The 20246-nt window shown below is 58.7% G+C and carries 15 protein-coding genes; 8 read left to right on the forward strand and 7 right to left on the reverse strand.

Going from position 1 to position 20246, the window contains the following annotated elements:
• Positions 1-8 precede the first annotated feature (8 nt).
• Entirely contained in the window at positions 9-1142 is a 1134-nt protein-coding gene (locus C8D82_RS19565) for an SNF2-related protein (protein WP_116885982.1), read from the reverse strand.
• A 224-nt stretch (positions 1143-1366) separates the two neighbouring features.
• Here C8D82_RS19565 and C8D82_RS19570 point away from each other — a divergent pair, with 224 nt between their 5' ends.
• The 5 genes from C8D82_RS19570 to C8D82_RS19590 all read left to right on the forward strand — a co-directional run bounded on the left by C8D82_RS19570 (position 1367) and on the right by C8D82_RS19590 (position 6117).
• Positions 1367-1609 carry a hypothetical protein gene (locus C8D82_RS19570; protein ID WP_116885983.1) on the forward strand — a complete coding sequence of 81 codons (243 nt, stop codon included), beginning with the start codon at positions 1367-1369 and terminating at the stop codon, positions 1607-1609.
• 24 nt (positions 1610-1633) lie between these two features.
• A complete protein-coding gene (locus C8D82_RS19575; protein WP_116885984.1) occupies positions 1634-1969 on the forward strand; it encodes a hypothetical protein in 336 nt (111 codons plus the stop codon).
• 229 nt (positions 1970-2198) lie between these two features.
• On the forward strand, positions 2199-2777 hold the full coding sequence (locus C8D82_RS19580; protein ID WP_116885985.1) for a hypothetical protein: 579 nt from the start codon (positions 2199-2201) through the stop codon (positions 2775-2777).
• A 170-nt stretch (positions 2778-2947) separates the two neighbouring features.
• A complete protein-coding gene (locus C8D82_RS19585; RefSeq protein ID WP_165833214.1) occupies positions 2948-4423 on the forward strand; it encodes an SPFH domain-containing protein in 1476 nt (491 codons plus the stop codon).
• Positions 4420-6117 carry an SPFH domain-containing protein gene (locus tag C8D82_RS19590; RefSeq protein WP_116885987.1) on the forward strand — a complete coding sequence of 566 codons (1698 nt, stop codon included), beginning with the start codon at positions 4420-4422 and terminating at the stop codon, positions 6115-6117. The genes C8D82_RS19585 and C8D82_RS19590 overlap by 4 nt, the downstream gene beginning before the upstream one ends.
• Positions 6118-6177: 60 nt before the next feature.
• On the opposite strand, the gene C8D82_RS19595 is transcribed toward C8D82_RS19590, so the two are convergent.
• From C8D82_RS19595 to topA, 4 genes are all read right to left on the reverse strand, one after another.
• On the reverse strand, positions 6178-6585 hold the full coding sequence (locus C8D82_RS19595; RefSeq protein WP_116885988.1) for a hypothetical protein: 408 nt from the start codon (positions 6583-6585) through the stop codon (positions 6178-6180).
• A gap of 25 nt (positions 6586-6610) precedes the next feature.
• Complete coding sequence (gene leuS, locus C8D82_RS19600; RefSeq protein ID WP_116885989.1) at positions 6611-9166, reverse strand: leucine--tRNA ligase; 2556 nt, start codon at positions 9164-9166, stop codon at positions 6611-6613.
• A 939-nt stretch (positions 9167-10105) separates the two neighbouring features.
• Positions 10106-11188, reverse strand: a complete 1083-nt coding sequence (locus tag C8D82_RS19605) for an AsmA family protein (protein WP_116885990.1) — start codon at positions 11186-11188, stop codon at positions 10106-10108.
• 2 nt (positions 11189-11190) lie between these two features.
• A complete protein-coding gene (gene topA / locus C8D82_RS19610; protein WP_165833215.1) occupies positions 11191-13716 on the reverse strand; it encodes a type I DNA topoisomerase in 2526 nt (841 codons plus the stop codon).
• A gap of 201 nt (positions 13717-13917) precedes the next feature.
• Between topA and gnd the strand changes: the two genes are divergently transcribed.
• The 3 genes from gnd (at position 13918) to C8D82_RS19625 (ending at position 17229) form a co-directional block, all read left to right on the forward strand.
• A complete protein-coding gene (gene gnd, locus C8D82_RS19615; protein WP_116885992.1) occupies positions 13918-15351 on the forward strand; it encodes a decarboxylating NADP(+)-dependent phosphogluconate dehydrogenase in 1434 nt (477 codons plus the stop codon).
• A 20-nt stretch (positions 15352-15371) separates the two neighbouring features.
• The gene (locus C8D82_RS19620; protein ID WP_116885993.1) at positions 15372-16142 is read left to right on the forward strand and encodes a hypothetical protein; all 771 of its coding nucleotides are present in this window, start codon (positions 15372-15374) and stop codon (positions 16140-16142) included.
• A gap of 160 nt (positions 16143-16302) precedes the next feature.
• A complete protein-coding gene (locus C8D82_RS19625; RefSeq protein ID WP_116885994.1) occupies positions 16303-17229 on the forward strand; it encodes a LacI family DNA-binding transcriptional regulator in 927 nt (308 codons plus the stop codon).
• 63 nt (positions 17230-17292) lie between these two features.
• Here the strand turns inward: C8D82_RS19625 and C8D82_RS19630 are convergent, their stop codons facing one another.
• Both C8D82_RS19630 and purU read right to left on the reverse strand, forming a co-directional pair.
• Positions 17293-19092 carry an O-antigen ligase family protein gene (locus C8D82_RS19630; RefSeq protein ID WP_116885995.1) on the reverse strand — a complete coding sequence of 600 codons (1800 nt, stop codon included), beginning with the start codon at positions 19090-19092 and terminating at the stop codon, positions 17293-17295.
• A gap of 26 nt (positions 19093-19118) precedes the next feature.
• Complete coding sequence (gene purU / locus C8D82_RS19635) at positions 19119-19970, reverse strand: formyltetrahydrofolate deformylase (protein WP_116885996.1); 852 nt, start codon at positions 19968-19970, stop codon at positions 19119-19121.
• Positions 19971-20246 lie beyond the last annotated feature (276 nt).

Genomic DNA, 20246 nt, shown 5'->3' on the forward strand with positions numbered 1-20246 from the left:
GACAAAAATCAGAACAGAAAACGCCGGAAAATCTGGCAAAAAACAACGTTTGAATCCGCATGAAAAACACATGGACAAAATTTCACGGATTCAGGTTTTTGTTTAGCTTCCTCTTTTGCTTTATCATTCATTCCACCATAATAAAGCACTGATTTATTAGCTCCAAATGAAGTATGAAGTTGCTCCATTACTGCACGATGGTACCCAAAAACAACAAGTTTTTCATCAGAAGATGTTTCAAAGAAATCTTTAAGCCACTCTAAAGTAGGTTGAACTTTCCCTTGACCAATCACCATTCTTGTAGCTTGAAGATTATTAGACGCTTCCAACATGTTTCCTGTAGATTTTCTAAATTTATTTTCAGCTTTCTCATAATCGTTATAGTTAGACAAGTCAACAGGAATAATAATTTTGCTCATCTCTGGAAGTTCTTTGTATACTTCCTTTTCTGACTTTTGAAAAAAATAGTGTCCAATAAGTTGATTTAGTTCTACAATATTTCTTGTTTTACCCGGAACTTCTATCTCAATATTTCTGTTACCTTTGTTTACATTAATTTTTTTAAGCGGGCAAAATTTCCACATAAATGTATTAAACGACCTGAAATTCATAGGATCAATCAAATAGAATTGATGCCAAAGATCAAGTACATTTGATGTAATTGGAGTTCCTGTAAGCAGAACAACATGCTTGCAATTAAGTGCCAAAGCAGCAGCTCCCTTTGATCTTGCAGCTTCTCTGTTCTTCAATTTATGGGATTCATCAAATACAATAAGATCAAAACCTTGATTTTTCAAGTAATCAGCCCAAGAATTTTTCTTATCACGGTTTAAAATATCATAATTGATGATTACAAAATCTTTATCAGCAAGATTAGGATTATCTGGACTACTACCAGTCAATACAATTGCTGAATCTTCTGGAAATATCTTTCCAACTTCTGTTTTCCATTGAAGTTTGATAGAAGATGGACACACAATTAAAACTTTTTTCAGCTTTGGGTATTTCTTTCTAAGAAACAAAGCCACATAAGATTTTCCAGCTCCCGGACACAGAGAAATCAAACAACGCCCACGCTTTCTTGCAATAAAATTAATTGCATCAATCTGATAATTTCTTAAATTTTCCCACTGAACAAGCATTCTATTATAATCTTTTCACTGATAATCATTCATTTGACAACAAGTTAATCATAAATATTCTCTCGTCCATTTATAGAGATAAAACAATAGCATAATTTCCAATGCTTTTCAAGATATCTTATAAATTCAGGACGTTTCCATTTGCATTTTTCCATGACTGGTGTATTATTGTAATATCGGCAATGGCGCCGGTGTAACAACAAACCAGAAAAGGAGTTTTCAAAATGGAAAACAAGAAGGAAATCTTCGCGGACGGCATCGGTCAGATTCACTTTGCGGGCGGCATGGTCCGGTTCGACTTCGTCACCCTGCAGCCCGGCGAAGACGGCGCGGCCCCGACCCCGGTCGTCAACGAGCGCATCATCATGCCGCCCCAGGGCTTCCTCGGCGCGTTCAACTCAATGCAGCAGCTGATCGACAAGCTGGTCGAAGCCGGTGTGCTGACCAAGAACGAAAACGCGAAGTAATCGTTTCCGAGAAAGAAATTCCGAATGACGAACGTCTTCACCATCTGCGTACCCTTGAGCATGGCCGCAATGAAGCTGCCGGAGGTCGATTGCACCTTCTCGGTTTCATCGGGGCGTCGCTGGTATTCGGGCGGTTTCTGTCTGACGTTGCGTCTGAAGAATGATTTCGAACGCTCGGTGCTGGCGGCGAACCTCCGGTCGGACTGGAGCTGTTCGGTGGACGGTGCTGCGGCGTATTCCGCGCGGAAGCCGGAGACGGCAGCCGTCGGAAGTCGGCCGGAAACAGCCGGTCGGCGACAGATGCTGAAGAAAACGGGCGGCCGTTCGGCCTGCTCGAACTATTGCCGGTTCCGGCTATAGTCCGGTATCTGTTTTCAGTTTTTGACTGCGGTAAAGCATTCTTGAGAGGTGAGACGCTTCCAGCCGGATCCGATCGTTTCTCAAGCAGGTTTTACCGCTTTTCTTTTGCCCGGCGGTTGATTATTTCAAAAAAAATAGTATAATATATATGTACTATGACCGGCCCGGTGCTTCCGCGGGGGAAAGCTGCCGGGGAATTGCCGGATTGCGTCGGGAGGCGGGGCGATATATGAAATGGGTTGTGATCATCATTCTGCTGGCGGCCGCCGCTGCCGCGGGATACCGGTACTGGCCGCAGATCTGGACGCCGATGGACGATCCCCCCGCCGTGGAAGCCGCCGGGTCTCCGCAACCTTTGCCTCCGCAGCCCCGGCGCACGGCGGCAGCTCCGGAGCCTCCCCCGGAGCCGCAATACGGTTTTTCCGCTGAATTCGAGGCGATGTCCGGCGAGGGCCAGACGCAGGCGCAGTGGGCGGAAAAACGGGGGCTTTACAACTTTTACCGCCAGTCGCCGAACAACCGCTTTGCCGGCACGGACAGCAAAACGCTGTTCCGGCCGAATGAAAACGACGTGTTTCAGGGAGCCACGCCCGAAACGCTGTTCCGGCCGAATGAAAACGACGTGTTTCAGGGAACCACTCCCGAAACGCTGTTCCGCAAGTCCCGGCGGGGAATCCGGCAGGGACTTCACGCTCCGCGCCCGCGCCGGCTTCCCCCTCCCCCGCCCAAGCAGAAGAAACGCCCGGTCAGCCGCTTCCCGATGCCGCCGCAGCCGGAGGAGGAACAGCAAGAGCTTATCCCTGAATAAAGAATCGGCATGAAGCTGCGGCGGAAGCGTACCATGCCGGTCTTGCCGGGCATAATTTTGTTTTTCTCGTTCCATGAACTTGTATTCGGAAAATTATGGGAATACCTTGTATCCATGCGGATGGGATGTCCGCGGAAATTCAACCACAAACGGGAGGAAAGGACTGCAAGATGAAATGGACGGTGCCTGTTTTCATACTCGCGGTGCTGATGCTGGTGGCCGCACCGGTGTTTTACTGGTACGGCTGCCGGATTGAGCCGGGTAACGGCGAAATCGCGGTGCTGATCCGCAAAACCGGAGAGCGCCTGCCTCCCGGCGAAGTGATCGCCCGGAAGCCGGAGCAGCAGGGTATCCAGCTGGAGGTACTCGGTGAGGGACGCTATTTCCGCAATCCTTATATCTGGGATTGGGAAATTCTGCCGATCACCGATGTTCCCGCCGGAAAATTCGCGGTGCTGGTCCGCAAATTCGGCAATGATCTGGAAGGCGGGCAGATCATTGCTCCCGATGACGCCGGCAAAGGGGTGCTGCGCGAAGTGCTCGGCACCGGCAAGCACCGGATCAACCCCTACGCTTACGAAGTCAAGATTTTCGACGACATCAAAATCATGCCCGGTTTCGTCGGCGTGGTGACCTCGCTGACCGGCGACGACATCTTCTCCGGTAAAGCGAATGATTTGAGCAGGCAGAATGGCTTTCTGGTCGGCCCCGGCCGCAAAGGCGTACAGCCGGAGGTGCTCAAAGAGGGGACCCACCGGGTGAATCCCTTCATCTACAGCGTGGCGCTGGTCAACATTCAGAGCCAGCGGCATGAATTCAGCGGGGACGATGCGATCACTTTCCTGACCCAGGACGGTTTTCAGGTGTCGCTGGAGGGAACGGTCGAATTCAATATCGACGAAACGATGGCGCCGCGCCTCTCCAACGAAGTCGGCAACATGGAAGATATCCTGAAAAAACTGATCCTGCCTTCGGTGCACGGGTTCGCCCGCATCGAGGGGAGCAAGAAAGGTGCGACTGAATTCATCATCGGCGAAAGCCGCCAGCTGTTCCAGTCGCAGTTGGATAAGTTCCTGCGTGAAAACTGCCGTAAATGGGGTGTAGTGATCAACTCCGTCCTGATACGCGACATCATTGTGCCGCAGGAGATCGCCGAAATCATCCGCAACCGCGAACTGGCCCAGCAGGAAGCGCGCAAGTACGCCGAGGAGATCGAGCAGGCCCGTTCCGAAGCCGAGCTTCAGAAACAGAAAATGCTGGCCGAACAGAACAGCCGCAAGGTCGAAGCCGAAACCGCCAAGCTGACCGCCGTCATCGCCGCCCGGCAGAAAAAACTTGAAGCGACCATCGCCGCAGAAACCGAACTTAAAGTGGCCGAAGTCCAGTTCCGGACCGCGCAGGCCGACGCCCAATCCGCGCTGAACGCCGCCGAGGCGGAACGGAGCGTGATCGTCGAGCGCAACCGCAGCGAAGCTGAAGTGCTGGCACGCCAGATCGAAGCGTTCGGCGGCGGCGACGCCTATATCCGGGCGATGCTTTATTCTAAAATAATGCCGGGCGTCCGTTCGATCATCGGCAACAGCGCGGGCAGCGGATATTTCGGCCTGCCGCTGGCTCCGGCCGCCGCCGAAGGAGGTACGAAATGAGCGGGAAAGAGATCATGGAAACCAGGAGCGGAATCTCCCGTCGGGGAATTTACGTGACATTGACGATCGTTGCGGCACTGATCGCCGTATTCGGCTATCTGAGCTTCGAGTGGCTGTTCTGCCGTTTCTACGTTCCGCCCGGCTATATGGCGGTGGTCACCGCCAAATCGGGGCGGGAACCCAGGGCCGGTTCGATTCTGGTCGAAGAGGGCGAAAAGGGGATCCGGCGCGAGGTGCTGGCCGAGGGAAGGCATTTCCTGAATCCGATCCAGTACGACGTGGAAATCGTGCCGGCGGTTTCCATACCGCTGGGCAAGGTCGGCATCGTGACCGCCAAAGTCGGCCGCGAACTGCCTCCGGGCGAGATCATCGCCCCCGACCGCGAAAGCAAGGGCGTATGGCGCGATGTGCTCGGCCCCGGCCTTTACCGGCTGAATCCGGAGGGGTATCAGATCGAAATCGCCGATGCGGTGAATATTCCGGTCGGCTATGTCGGCGTGGTGACTTCGCAGACGGGCAGCGAACCGGCGCCGGGAAACTTCGCCGGTCCGGGTGAAAAGGGAGTGCTCAAGGATATCCTGCAGCCCGGCCTCTACTACCTGAACCGGTACGCCTACCAGGTCAACGTGATCGAAATCGGCATGAATCAGGTCACCATGTCCGCCGGCTCCAACGAGAGTGTGGTGGCGGCCCGCACCCGGCTGAACAGCGCGAACGACGCACTCGGCGCACTGGAAGCCCAGACGCTGAATTTTCAGAATGAGCAGCGGCTGAAAACCCTGAAACGGGCAGTAAAAAAGACTTCCGCCGCCAGCCGGAAACAGGCGGCGGACAACATCACGCAGGAAGCCGAAATCTTCGGCGTCAGCCGCGCAGTGGAATTTCCGTCGCGCGACGGCTTCAAAGTGACCCTCGACATGACTGTCGAGTTCGAACTGATGCCGGGCAACGTCGCGAAAATCTACCTGCTGTACGGCGACCTGCCGCAGGTAGTGGAAAAGATCATCCTGCCGCAGGTGCTGTCGGTGTCGCGGATGAAAGGATCCAGTTACCGGGCCCAGGATTTCATCATGGGCGAGGGACGCGAAACTTTCCAGCACGACCTCCGACAGGAACTGGAAAAGACACTGGCGGGAAAGAACATCATCGTACACAATGCGATCATCCGCAACGTGGAGATTCCGCTCAACATCCTGTCGCCGATCCGGGCCGTCAGCCTGGCAAAAGAGCAGAACCTGACCAACGTTTCCATGCAGGAGACCGCCAAAAAGCTGGCCGAACTCAACATCGAAACCCAACTGATCGACCAGCGCCGCCGCGAGGTGGAGCAGGAGACCAAAAAACTGGTGGCGCAGACCGGTGCCGAACGCGATCAGGCCGTAGCCGAACTCAAGGCGGAAACCGAGCTGGCGGTGGCGGACATCCGGCTGAAGCGTTCCGAGATCATCGCCAGAACCGCCCGCCTCAAGGGAGAAACCGAGGTAAAAACGAAGTTTCTGGTCAAAAATGAAGAAGCACAGGGAGAACTGCTCAAGGCCAAAGCACTCGGCGGCCCCGGAAAACTGGGCGACCTCAAGCTGGTCGAATCCCTGAATCCGAAAGTGGAAACCCGGATCATCTATGCCGGGCCCGGCACGCTGTGGACCGACCTGAAGAACGGCGCATTGCCGCTGCCGGCTTCGCGGCCTGAATAAAAAAACTCCGCGGCAGGGAAGCTTTCACTGCCGCGGAATCCTGTTTCCCGAAGACCGGATTTACCGCATCCCCTCGAACTGCATCACCTCGTTGCGGAGCTTCTGCCGTTCGATCCGGAGCGGATAGGTAGTGCGGGTGCTCAGGTCGTCGACCAGAATCATCCCACCCTGCATCCGGAAGTTATAGTAAAAATCCCAGAGCTTCCGGGTCGGAGTGTCCATATCCAGCTCCAGCTTGCCGCCGTCGCCGACCGAATAGGAACCGGCCCAATCCCAGAACGCGGTCTGGCCCGGCGAGTTTTCCGGGGCGCGCATATGCAGGAAAATCAAATCCTGATAGACGATCGCATAGTCGCCGCGCTCCTCGGCGGGCAGATAACGCCCGTTGGGCAGCCCGACGGAGGCGCAGCCGGCTCCCCCCAGCATCAGCGCCGCGATCGCACCGAAAAGAAACAGACTTTTTTTCACGGAATCCTCCTTTCGTTCCACACCGTCAGATCACGATATTGACCAGCCGTTTCGGCACATAGATCACCTTGCGGACCGGCTTGCCCCCGAGCGCCGCCTGAACCTCCGGCGCGGCGAGCGCGAGCTTCGAAGCGGCCTCCTGGTCGGCATCGACCGGCATCATCAGCCGCGCCTTCGGTTTGCCGAGCACCTGCACCAGGATTTCGACTTCGTTGACCTCAAGCACCTTCTCGTCCCACACCGGCCACGGTTCGTAAGCCAGCGTCTCCGCATGGCCGAGCGTCGACCACAGCTCTTCGCCGATGTGCGGCGCGAAAGGCGACAGCAGCAGCACGAACTTCTCGGCCGCTTCACGCGGCACCCTGTCGCACTTCGAGAACTCGTTCAGGAAGATCATCAACTGGCTGATCGCGGTGTTGAAGTTGAATGTGTCGAGGTCCTGCGAAACCTTCCTGATCGTCGCATGCAACACCCGGAGCTGTTCCGGCGTGCACGGAACATCGACGATTTCGCTCTGCGCAACCAGCCGCCACGCGCGCTTCAGGAAGCGGAACACGCCTTCGACCCCCTTGGTGCTCCACGGCTTGGTCGCCTCCAGCGGCCCCATGAACATCTCGTACATGCGCATCGAATCGGCGCCGTATTCGCGGATCACGTCATCCGGGTTGACCACGTTGCGCAGCGATTTGGACATCTTGGCCGGAAATTCGACCAGCGCCTCGCCGTCGGATTTGCGCACCGGACCGTTCGGCGTGAAATCGACCTGATCGGTCGGCACCAGCGCGCCGCGTTTGTCCTTGTAGCTGACGCCGAGGATCATCCCCTGGTTGACCAGCTTCCGGAACGGCTCCTTCGTCGAAACCAGTCCGAGATCGAACAGCACCTTGTGCCAGAAGCGCGAGTACAGCAAGTGCAGCACCGCATGCTCCGCGCCGCCGACATAGAGGTCGACCGGCATCCAGTATTTCTCCTTGGCGGGATCCCACGCCTGATCGGGATTCTTCGGGTCGATATAACGCAGATAGTACCAGCAGGAACCGGCCCACTGCGGCATGGTGTTGGTTTCGCGGCGCCCCTTGCGGCCGGTCGCGGGATCGGTGTAATTCAGCCAATCCTTCGCCTTGGCCAGCGGCGGCTCGCCGGTGCCGGAGGGCTTGAAATCCTCCATTTCCGGCAGGTTCACCGGTAGTTCGGAGTCGTTGACCAGTTCGATCGAACCATCTTCGTAGTGAATGATCGGGAACGGCTCGCCCCAGTAACGCTGGCGACTGAACAGCCAGTCGCGCAACTTGTACTTGACCGCTTCGCGACCGAGGCCGCGTTCGGCCAGCCAGCGGGTCGCCGCCGGCTTGGATTCCCTGACCGACATCCCGTCGAGCGCCAGCCCGTCGGAATTCGCGGAGTTGATCAGCTTGCCTTCGCCGGTCCAGCACGCCTTGCCCGCCAGCACAGCTGCGACATCCACGCCCTCGGCTTTCGCCGCTTCCGGATCGGGAGCGATGATGCACTTGATCGGCAAATCAAACTTCTGCGCGAACTCAAAGTCGCGCGTATCGTGCGCCGGAACCGCCATGATCGCGCCGGTTCCGTAGCTGATCAGAACATAGTCGGCAATCCAGATCGGAATTTTCACGCCGTTGACCGGGTTGATGGCATAAGCGCCGGTAAATGCGCCGGTCTTTTCCGTGGAGAGTTCGGTACGGGCAAGGTCGGTCTTTTTGGCCGCCTCGGCCTGATACGCCTCAACCGCCGCCCGGCATTCCGGCGCGGTGATCTCCTTTACCAGCGGGTGTTCCGGCGACAGCACCATATAGGTCGCACCGAACAGCGTATCCGGGCGGGTGGTGTAGACCGTCACCGACGGCCCGGCGGAGGTTTTGAAAATCACCTCCGCGCCGACCGATTTTCCGATCCAGTTGCGCTGCATCTCCTTGACCCCCTCCGGCCAGTCCAGTTCATCGAGGTCCTGCAGCAGCCGCTCGGCGTACTCGGTGATCCTGAGCATCCACTGCTTCATCGGACGGCGCTCGACCGGATGGTTGCCGCGTTCGCTGCGGCCGTCGATCACCTCCTCGTTCGCCAGCACCGTGCCGAGCGCGGGGCACCAGTTCACCGCGACTTCATCGAGGTAGGCAAGGCCCTTCTTGTGAAGCTGCATGAAAATCCACTGCGTCCACTTGAAGTATCCCGGATCGGTCGTATTGATCTCCCGGTCCCAGTCGTAGCTGAACCCCAGCGATTTGATCTGGCGGCGGAAGTTGTCCACATTCTTCTGCGTGGTGACCTCCGGATGGGTTCCGGTTTCGACCGCGTACTGTTCGGCAGGCAGCCCGAATGCGTCCCACCCCATCGGATGCAGCACGTTGTCGCCCTTCATACGGCGGTAACGGCAGATGATATCCGTGGCGGTGTACCCTTCCGGATGGCCGACATGAAGCCCCGCCCCCGACGGATACGGAAACATATCCAGCACATAATATTTCGGCTTATCGGCGAAATCCACCGCTTTGAACGTCTTGTTTTCTTCCCAGAAGCGTTGCCACTTCTTTTCGATCGAAGCGAAATCGTATTCCCGCGCCATGACCGGCTCCTTGCTGTTTGAAAGGTTGCAACTACATAATTTCTATATAACATACATGTAAAAACAGCGCATTGCAACCGCCGCCGACACCAAATTCACGCCGCATGCAAGTTTCTTGAACCGGGATTTCGCCTTTGGCGACCAAGGCGCTTCGCCCTTGGAACCCGACCGGCAAGGTGCCGGCGCCGAATACTTGAGAGCCGGGAAAGGCGTTTCGCCTTTCCCTCCGGGGGGGGAGGCTCTACTGTGGACAGGCAGGCGGGTACCTGAGCGGCACACCGCTCCGGTCGGCGACCGCGTCGGCTTTTTTGCCGACGCCGGGCACTCCCTGCGCCTGCTGCCGCCGGAGGTCACGCGCGGAACGGCTATATGCTGACCAGGTAATAGACAGATACCCTCATGGAGGCTGAACTCTGCCTATCCTCATAATACAGGCAAGGTTCAGTAAGGCTCGTATTCCAAGATGCTTGCCTGTGGGGTGGCAACTGCATTGTTGCCTGATCTCGCCTTGCCTATCCCATAATACAGGCAAGGTTCAGTCAGGCTCGTATTCCAAGATGCTTGCCTATGGGGTGGCAACTGCATTGTTGCTTGACCTCGCTTTGCGTATATCGGCAGATAAATTCTTATCAGCCTCCATCAGGGTATCTGTCTATTACCCGGTCAGCATCTGGCCGTTCCGCGCGTGACCTCCGGCGGCAGCAGGCGCAGGGAGTGCCTAAAGCCTGCAAAAAAGCAGGCTTTGCGCCGACCGGAGCGGTGTGCCGCTCAGGTACTCGCCTGCCTGTCCACAGTAGAGCCTCCCCCCCCGGAGGGAAAGGCGAAACGCCTTTCCCGGATCTCAAGTATTCGGCACCGGCACCTTGCCGGTCGGGGTGCAGGGGCGAAGCGCCCTGCTCGCTCCAGAGGAGCGAAATCCCGGTGGGGGATTACGGAAGGTTATTTGACCGGATCGGTGTTTTTCGGAGCGTCCTTTTTCTCTTCCGGGGCTTTCAGGAACATATCGGCCAATCCTTTGATTGCGTTGACCGTCTCTTCCTTCTTTTTCTTCTTGTCGGTCTTTTCACCCTCTTTGACCGGAGCCGGCTGTGCTTGCCCGTTTTTGTTTTCCTCAGCTTTTTCCGCCTCTTTCAGGAACAGGTCGCCGAGCTGGTTGATCACTTCACCCGCCGGTTTGGCGCCTTTTCCAGCGGAATCCAGCAAGGTGTCGCTGACGCCCTTGAAGGTCTTGCCGAGATCGCTGAGACCGTCGGTGGCGACGCCCGCGCCCTGCAGGATCACCAGCAGCACCTGATCGTAGAGCGCATAGACGGTATCGCCCAGCGAGGAACCGCCGCCGATTTCGGTCAGTTCGACCGGAGGAAGCACCAGATTGACGTTGGATTTCAATAGTTGCGAAGAGAGCGAGAAGGAGCTGTCCGAAACCTTCACCAGATGGATCACCACCTCTTTTTTGGGAGCTTTTTCCCGCTCCTTGCCGGCAGAGGACTCTTCCGGTTTCTCCTCTTTGTCGTCCCTGTCTTTTTTCTTCCTGGACTTCTTGTTGTACTTGTCGATATTTTTTTCAATATCCGACAGGTTGCTGGAGCCGTCGAGACGCATCTCGTAATTCGTCTTCAGCCCTTTGATGATGATTTCATCGACTTCGATCCGGTTGCTGAACAACGTCCCGGGGTTCACCTTCACATAGATGCTCTCCAGCACCAGCGCATTCGGCTGCTGGTAGCCGGGCGGGTTCCCCACCTGCAGCCCCTCCAGCCTGACCTTGCCGTCGAAGGAGCTGGAAAATGAAGCCAGTTTCACCGGCGTGCCGGTCACCAGCTCCCCGATTTTCGGAACCAGCCCCATCACGATATAGTCCCGGAACACCAGCCCCAGCAGAATCACCGCCAGCAGCACGATTCCGGTCCATTTCAGCACCGTCAGCCAGTTTTTTTTCTTCTTCGGGGCCTCTTTCGCCGCAACCGGGGCATCCTCTGCCGCCGCTGCGGCCTCCGTCTTCTTCATGTCCTCTTCACTCATGATCATTTCACTCCATATTTACCCGCCATCTTAATCAGCGCCGCCTGCTGCCTCTCGCTGAGGATCTTCCCGGAGGCGTGCTGTTTGGCCAACGATTCGTAGAACACCTTATCATCGTAGGTAAAGCGTCCTTTTTTGACCGGTTCGGCCCACTCGGTCACCTTGCCCAGCTCTTCCAACAGCCGGGTCACTTCGGGATTCGGCGCGGCCGGAGCCGCCGGAGCGGCCGTTTCTCCCCCTTCTCCGGCAGGAGCGGCCTGCACTTCCAGAATCCGGTCGACCAGCGCCGCATCAGTCAGCTCGCCGTGATACTTCATCGCCATCCGGCGGAGCGCGGCGGTCTGTTTTTCCGACAGCGCCTTGCCGGAGAGCGCCTGCTTTTTCAACGACGTGAAGAACTTCTTGTCGTCGTAGGTGAACCGCCCTTTTTTGGTCGGCGGCTCGAAGGTCACCTTGTCGAACGCCGCGAAAAGCCCGGCATAGTCCACCGCTGCGCAGACCGCTTCGGAGCGTTCGCGCTTTTCCTTGCGCTCGGCGTGATCGGCGACTGCGGTACTGATCGCCTCCCGCAGCTCGGCGGAAAGCCCGGCCACCGCTTCCGGCGGAATCTGGCTGTAATACTTCGCGGTCATGATCAGCAGCGCCTGAAACTGCTTGGCGGTGATCTTCGCATCTTCGTCAAATTTCTCCTTCAGCGAACGGAAGAACTTGCCGTCGTCATAGGTGCGCCGCCCGACTTTGCCGGGAGCTTCAAACGTCACGTTTTCCAGCAGTTTCAGCAGCGCCTCCGCATCGGCGGCGGGCGGGGCGTCGCTGTTTTTCGCGTCCTCGACCCACGGCGCGAATTTGGAGTAGAAATCCTCCATCATCTGCGTCCAGCCGACTTTGCCTTCTTCGATCTCGTCGAGCTCCTTTTCCATCTGCGCGGTAAAGCCGATGTCGAACAGCGCGGGCAGCCGCTCCACCAGAAAATCGTTGACCGAAAAGCCCAGCTCGCTCGGAATCAGCTTGCCCTGTTCGCGGTTCACGTAGTTCCGGTCCTGAATGGTGCGCAAAATCGTCGCATAGGTGGAGGGGCGGCCGATGCCGTTCTCCTCAAGCTCCTTGATCAGCGAAGCTTCCGTATAGCGCGGCGGCGGCTCGGTGAACTTCTGCTCTTTGTCGAACTTGCGCAGCTCCAGGGGATCGCGCTCCCTGAGCGAACCGAGCACGGCGGCCTCCTGCGTTTCGTCCTTGCGTTTCGCGACATCCTCGTACACCTTGGAATGGCCGGGAAAAACCGGCACGGTCGCGGTGGTGCGGAAGGTGTAGCCGTTGCCGTCCGAACCGTCCACGCCGACATCCACCGTGGTCAGGTTCACCACCGCCGGAGTCATCTGGCTGGCGACGAACCGCCGCCAGATCAGCGTGTAAAGCTTGAGCTGCTGCGGGTCGAGGTAGGCGGCCATCTGCTCCGGGGTGCGGCGCACGTCGGTCGGACGGATCGCCTCGTGCGCCTCCTGCGCGGCCGCTTTATTCTTATAGTAGTTGAATTTCGCGGGCACGTAGGCGTCCCCGTAGGTCCGGCGGATGAATTCCGCCGCCGCCTGCTGCGCTTCTCGCGCAATGGTCACCGAGTCGGTACGCATGTAGGTGATCAGACCGACCGCGCCGCCTTCGCCGATGTCCATGCCTTCATAGAGCTGCTGCGCATAACGCATGGTGTTGGTCGCGGAATAATGCAGACTCACGTTGGCCGCCTGCTGCAGCGTACTGGTGGTGAAAGGGGCCTGCGCATAGCGTTTGCGCTCGGCGGTGGTCACCGAGGCGACCGCCGGGGCCGAACCGCCCTGAATCGCGCGGATCAGCTGCTCAGCGGCCTCCGCATTCGGGACCTTGAAGTCCTTGCCGTTGATTTTGAACAGGCGGCTGGTGAACTCCTCGCCGGATTCGGTGCGAAAGACCACCGAAAACACCCAGTATTCTTCCGGCACGAAAGCGTTGATCGCCCGTTCGCGCTCCACCACCAGCCGCAGCGCCGCGGACTGCACGCGCCCGGCGCTGCTGCCCTTTTCGATCCGCGACCACAGCAGCGGGCTGACCTGGTAGCCGACGATCCGGTCCAGCACCCGGCGCGCCTGCTGGGCGTCGACCAGATTCAGATTGATCTCGCCCTTCTCCTGCATCGCGCGCTCGATCGCGCTGCGGGTGATTTCGTGAAACGTGACGCGGTAGAACGGAGCCTTGGTGCTTTTATTCAGCACCTCGGCCAGATGCCACGCGATCGCTTCCCCTTCGCGGTCGGGGTCGGGGGCGAGATAGATTTCGTCGGCTTTCTTCGCGGCCGATTTCAGCTCCTTGACCACCGACTTGCTGCGGGCGGTATCGACGTACTGCGGGGCGAAGTGATTCGCGATATCGACGCCGAGATCGCGTTCGGGCAGGTCGCGGATATGCCCCATCGATGCGAAAATATCGTAATCCTTGCCGAGCATCTTCCCGATGGTGCGGGCTTTGGTCGGCGACTCAACAATCAAAAGTTTGGACATGAAACAGAACTCCTCTATTTGGTGCGCTCCGGAAAATTGCAAGCTATGCGCGCGCGTATGCGTATATATCATACATTATCCCCTCATTACCGGAAAAGTCAAGTTTGAGCGGAAAAAATTGACAATTATCGATAGCCGGATTACATTATCCATGCTATATTATCTGCAGAGGAGAAAAACAACGTGAAGGGAGAATCAGTCATGGAAAATCAAGCAGTCATCGGCGTCGTCGGCCTCGCGGTCATGGGGGAAAACCTGGCCCTGAACCTGGCGAACCATAACTTCCGCACCGCCGTCTACAACCGCACCGTCTCCAAAGTGGACGATTTCATCTCCGGCCGCGGCGCCGGCAAGCCGGTGACCGGTTGCCGCACCATCGAAGAATTCACCGCCGCGCTGGAAACCCCGCGCAAGATTCTGCTGATGGTCAAGGCGGGCGCTCCGGTGGACGCCTGCATCGCCGAACTTCTGCCCCACCTGCAGCCGGGGGATATCATCATGGACGGCGGCAACAGCTTCTATCTCGACACGGTCCGCCGGGAGCGCGAACTCAAAAAGCAGGGCATCCTGTACCTCGGCGTCGGCATCTCCGGCGGCGAAGAGGGCGCGTTGAACGGCCCTTCGCTGATGCCCGGCGGCAACCGCGACGGCTGGCCGGCGGTGGAGCCGATCCTGAAAACGATTGCCGCGCAGGTGGACGGCGTTCCCTGCTGCGAATGGGTCGGCCCAGAAGGCGCGGGGCACTTCGTGAAGATGGTGCACAACGGCATCGAATACGCCGACATGCAGCTGATCGCCGAAGCCTACGGCTATATGCGCGACGCGCTCAAATTCAACAATGAAAAGATCCATCGCATTTTCTCCAACTGGAGCCGGGGCGAGCTGGCCGGCTACCTGCTGGACATCACCAGCGATATCTTCACTTTCAAAGACCCGGAATCCGGCGCGCTGCTGCTGGATAAGATCCTCGACGCTCCCGGCCAGAAGGGAACCGGGCGCTGGACCAGTGTGGCCGCGCTGGAGACCAATACGCCGGTGCCGACCCTGACCCAGGCGGTATTCCAGCGCAACCTCGATGCGGACAAGGAGCTGCGGATCAGGGGGGCGCAACTGCTGCCCGGCGCCGCGCCGGACGAGAACGACCCGATGACCGCCGATGAAATCGCCGAGGAGATCAGCGCGCTGGAGTCGGCGCTCTACTGCTCGAAGCTCTGCGCCTACGCGCAGGGCTTCGCGCTGCTGAAGGCGGCGGAGCGCGAATACGGCTGGCCGCTCAACTACGGCGAACTGGCACTGCTGTGGCGCGGCGGGTGCATCATCCGCGCCCGTTTCCTGAACGATATCAAGGCCGCCTACGACCGGGAACCCGGCCTGGAAAACCTGATGTTCGACGAATTCTTCCGCGATGCGGTGAAGCGGCGGCAGGACGGCTGGCGCTACGCGGTGGCGGCAAGCGCGCTGTTCGGCGCGGCGATGCCCGCGACGGCAAGCGCCCTCGGCTACTACGACAGCATCCGGCGGGCGGATTCCCCGAGCAACCTGATTCAGGCGCAGCGCGACTATTTCGGAGCCCACACCTTCGAACGCAAGGACCGTCTGCGCGGTGAATTTTTCCATAACAACTGGACCCATTAAACCATACGGAACCACACATCATGAAAAAACTCCTCGGCCCCGCCTGTTTCGCCGCGCTGCTGGCCCTGTTCGCCGCCGGCTGCGCAACCACCGAAGTGGAGGAACCCATCCCCGTCGACATCACGCTGGAAGAGCTCCAGTCGAAGATGACCAGGGCGATGGATCCGACCGGCCGCTACGCGAAAGCGAAAACCTACACGATGCAGCAGACCACTTCCACGGAGCGTTTCCTCGACGACCCGGAAGTGCAGCGGGTCGAGGTCAAATTCGCCCGGCCGGACTCCTTCAGCCTGACCACCTATGAGGACAACGAGCCGCTCTCCGGCATGATCGTCAACGGTAAAAACGGCTGGGTCGCCGACTACAGGCGCCGCAAGGTCGTGCAGCTGGACGGCAAGCAGCTCGAACAGCTCAAGATGCTCTCCTCCATCGCCAGCCCGGACAGCACCTACCGGAAGATTTTCGCTTCGGCCGAGCTTTCCGGCTGCCGGATCGACGGCAAGGACTACTACAAGATCACCTGTCTCCACCGTGAACCGGATCAGGGGCCGACCGAAATCTATGTCGACCGTGAAGAGTTCCTGCCCCGGTGCTGGAAAACCTCGTTCAAGGCGGGCAACAACCGGGTCGATTACGATTCCAGAATCGACAAATATTCGCTCCGCGACGGAGTGATGATTCCGGACGAGACCACCACCGTCCAGAACGGGCATAAACAGACCACCACCGTCACTTATTACCGGTTGAACACCGCGATTTCACCGCGCACGTTCCGTCCTCCGCTCTTCTGACAGTTGCAATCTTCTTCCGGCGCGGACAGTGGAACAAACTCTCCGCGCCGTTTTTTTCCGCGGCCGCGGCAGATTGCCGGATTCGCTCTTGCATAAGAATGCAATCGGTGGTATTTTATGGAAATGAGCGGCAAACACCGATTCGGAAGGGACATGATTCATGGCGGTAACCATTCACGATCTGGCGAAGATCGCAGGCTTGAACGCTTCGACGATTTCGCGCGCCCTCCGCGGCGATGAACGGGTCAAGCCCGCCACCCGCAGGAGGATTCAGGAGCTGGCCCGGCAGCACGGTTACTCCCCGAACCTGCCCGCGCGCCAGCTGGCGCGCGGCAAAACCGGCAATCTCTGGTTCTGTTTCGGCTCGGCGGATTCCGATATCGAGCGCCAGACCGCGGTGAGGCTCAACGAGCTTTTTCACAGGCAGGGCTTCGACCTGCTGCTGGTGCTGCACAACAATTCGCCGGAGCGGTTCCGGCAGCAGCTCAAAAAACTCTACCAGCAGGCCGCCGACGCCGCCATCCTGATTCCACCCAACGACACCAACAGTTGCGAATCCCTGACCGAATTGGTCAACAGCCTGCCGGTTCCGCATCTGTTCCTCGACCGGTACTGGGAAGGCGTGGAGTGTCCGGTGGTCACCACCGACAACGCGGCGGCGGCGCGCCATCTGGTCGACCGGTGCGTCGAGTGGGGAGCCGGACAGTTCTGGCTGGATTTCCGCTCCGACAATCCCGTGGTGCGGACCCGCGCCCGCGCCGCCGAAAAACGGCTCGCGGAACTGGGGCTGCCGTGGGCCCCCTTTGAAGAGCGGCGGCAGCTTCCGGCCTCCGCCGGACCGCCGGCGGTGGTCGGCAATGCGGCGCGTCAGGAGTTCACGGAGTTTCCCGAAGGGCCTCTCTTCGGCGCGTTTTTCGACTTCTGGGAAAACCGCACGCCCGGCCTCTACCGCAAGGTGATCATCTGCCGCCAGAATTTCGCCCGGATTTCGGAAATTTCCGCCGACATGCTCCGCCGCCTGATCGCGGGGGAAACTCCCGCCCCCGCCTTCATCGAAATCCCCCCAGAAAACTACCTTGAGTTCTGATCGGTCCCGGTTTGAAAAAAACTGCCGGGATCTGCGTCTCCGGCACCCGGAATGTCCGGCAGATTACCGCGACGGCGCGAGCAGCTCCGGGAAGTGCCGTTCGACCAGCTCCCGGTATCTAGGATTGGTCGGGAAAAGCTCATACATGCGCTTCAGGCTCTTCCGGGCCGCCTCCCGGTCGCCGCGCGCATACTCGATCTCGAAGAGCCGCCGGTAGATCGCCGGACGGCATTCGGAGCGCTTCAACGCTTCCCGGTAGCAGTGCTCGGCGGCGGGAACGTCGCCGAACCGCAAATAGTAATCCCCCGCCGCCTCCCACGGGAAAGGCGAATAAGGCTTGGCCGCGTCGTTTTCACGCAGCAGCCGGGCGACCGCCGCGAAATGCGGGGGCCGCTTCTGATCCTCCGCCGACATCGGGCGGGCGTAGGAGAGCAGCCGGTCGAATTTGAGCTCGGCATCGATCCAGCGGAAATTGAGCCACAGCGCCGCCAACGCCGCCAGCACCGGAAGCGCCGCGCCGCCGAGCCGCACCGCCGGAACCGGGGAGGTTTCGGGCCGCTCTTCCGTGATCAACGCCGAAACCAGTCCGGCTCCCGCGACCGCCATCGTCGCCGGAATCTGCAGGTTGATCTCCATCATCGCATGTAAAAAGAACGCGACTTCGCCCCAGAACAGCGCGAAAAGCGGCCACTCGCCCTCCTCCGGTTTGCGCCCCAGCACCCGGCGGCCGATCAGGAACATCGGGTAGAGGATCGCCGCCAGCACCACGGCCGGCCCGGCGACTCCGGTCTGCGCGGCGAAGGAAGCGACGAGGTTGTGCGGGTCGTGCGCGGATTCGTCCGAATCAGTGGTTTTGAGCTGCATGTGGCGGTAGAAAAAGCCGCCCCAGCCGTAACCGGCCAGTGGTTTTTCCGCCAGCATCCGGGCGGAAGTGTTCAAATAGCTGACCCGCTCCTCCATCGACGCGAAGCCGCGCCCGGCCGCTTTGATGTAGACCGCCCCGCCCGCCACGATCAGCACGGCCAGCAGGATCAGGATCATCCGGTAAAGCCGGCGCATCGGCAGCGCCAGCACCAGAAGAGCCGCCGCCATCACCAGCGCCAGATAGGAGCCGCGGCTCCGCGCCAGCAGGAAGGTCCCGGACACCATCGCGCCGGAAATCCCGCAAAATATGATCCGCGAGGGTTTCACCGGCTCGAACCGGTGCGCCCAGCGGTCCGCCATCACCACCGTCAGCGGCATCAGGATCAGCAGGTATCCGGCCAATGCGTTGCAGGAGACGAAAGTCGCGAACACCCGGGTGTCGCTGGCGATCTTCAACTGCATGTGGGCGGAAACCGCCGCGCCGGACTCCATCTGGTATTCCAGAAATTCCCGCGTCTCCCGGAAGCCCCAGAAATACTGGTACAGCCCGGAAGCCGCCAGACAGAGCATCCCCCCCGCCAGCACTCCCCAGTAGACGGCGCGCCACTCCGGGCGGCGCGCCAGCATCAAATAGACCGCCAGGACATACGCGCCGATTCCGGCCAGATGCGCGGTCTCCCCGAGCGCGTAGTCGAAGGTGGCCGCGTTGATCCAGCCGATCAGCGAAACGGCGGGAAGCCCGACGCCCCACAGCAGCGCGGTCCGGCCGGCGGGCGTGGAGAACAGCTCCCGCCCGCACCGGAACGCCGCCGGCGCCAGCAGCAACAGCAGCCCGCCGGAGAACAGTCCGAAGCTGTGGGCGGGCCAGCTGATGATCGCCCAGGAAAAGAGGTCGCCGGGGTAGAGGCCGGTCGCCTCCGGCATCACCGCGAGCGTCCCGAACTTCAGCGGCATCAGGAAGGTCAGCGCCAGCAGCAGGCCGCCGGCCAGCTTCTCCATGATTCCGGGTTGTTCCGCCGTTTTCTTCATCGGTTGAAGACGATCGTGCGGCAGCCGCAGGTGATGACCCGGTGTTCGAGATGGGCGCGGACGGCGCGGGTCAGCACCCGGCGCTCGATGTCCTTGCCGATCTGCTTGAGCTCCTCCGGGTCGTTCTCATGGGAGATGCGCTCGACATCCTGCTCGATGATCGGCCCCTCGTCGAGCTCGGCGGTCGCGTAGTGGGCGGTCGCGCCGATCATCTTCACGCCGCGCGCCCATGCGCGTTCATACGGATTGCCGCCCTGAAAGGCAGGCAGGAAAGCGTGGTGGATATTGATGATCCGCTGCGGAAAGCGTTCACAGAAATCGTCTGACAGAATCTGCATGTAGCGGGCCATCACCACCAGGTCGATGTGGTGGCGCTCCAAGAGATCGAGCACCTGCGCCTCCTGCTCCGCCTTTTTGCCCTTCTCCATCGGGCAGCAGAAATACGGAATGCGGAACCGGTCCGCCACGCTTTCGAGGTCGGGATGATTGCTGATGATCAGCGGAATCCGACAGTCGAGGTCCCCCTCCTCGGCGTGCATCAGCAGATCGTAGAGACAGTGCGACGCCCTGGAAACCATGATCGCGACGTTCTGGGTTTCGTTGGAGTAATAAACCGAGTAGTTCAGCTCCAGCTTGCGGGCCAGCTCGCCGAACTCCTCCTCAAGCCGGCCGCGGGTCGCGTCGGCGGGGAGGTCGACCACGAGCCGCATGAAGTACATATTCTCCCGCACGTCGGTATACTGGCGGCAGAGCAGGATATTGAATTGCCGGGAGTAGAAAAACCCGGTGATTTCCGCAAGCAGCCCCTTGCGGTCGGCGGTCTGGATCAGAAAAACGGCCTGACGCATCGTGAAAAAAATTCCCTTATTCCGGTTGAATCATTATAATTGCACATTCGAAAGATAGCATTGCAATCGTGATTTTTCCAACCTTTTTCCCGGAATTGCCGGTTTCGGGACGCTTTTTCCGGGACTGGATGCAAAAAATCCGAAAAAAAGTTTTATTTTATTTCATTTTTCGGAAAAAATTGATAATGTCCCAAATTTTGTGATGGGATGTGTTGTTTGACAAGGTTGCATCTGCCTTTTATTTTGAGTAACTCAAAATCTCAACATAAAGGGAAT

The organism is Victivallis vadensis (genome assembly GCF_003096415.1).
Classification (GTDB): domain Bacteria; phylum Verrucomicrobiota; class Lentisphaeria; order Victivallales; family Victivallaceae; genus Victivallis; species Victivallis vadensis.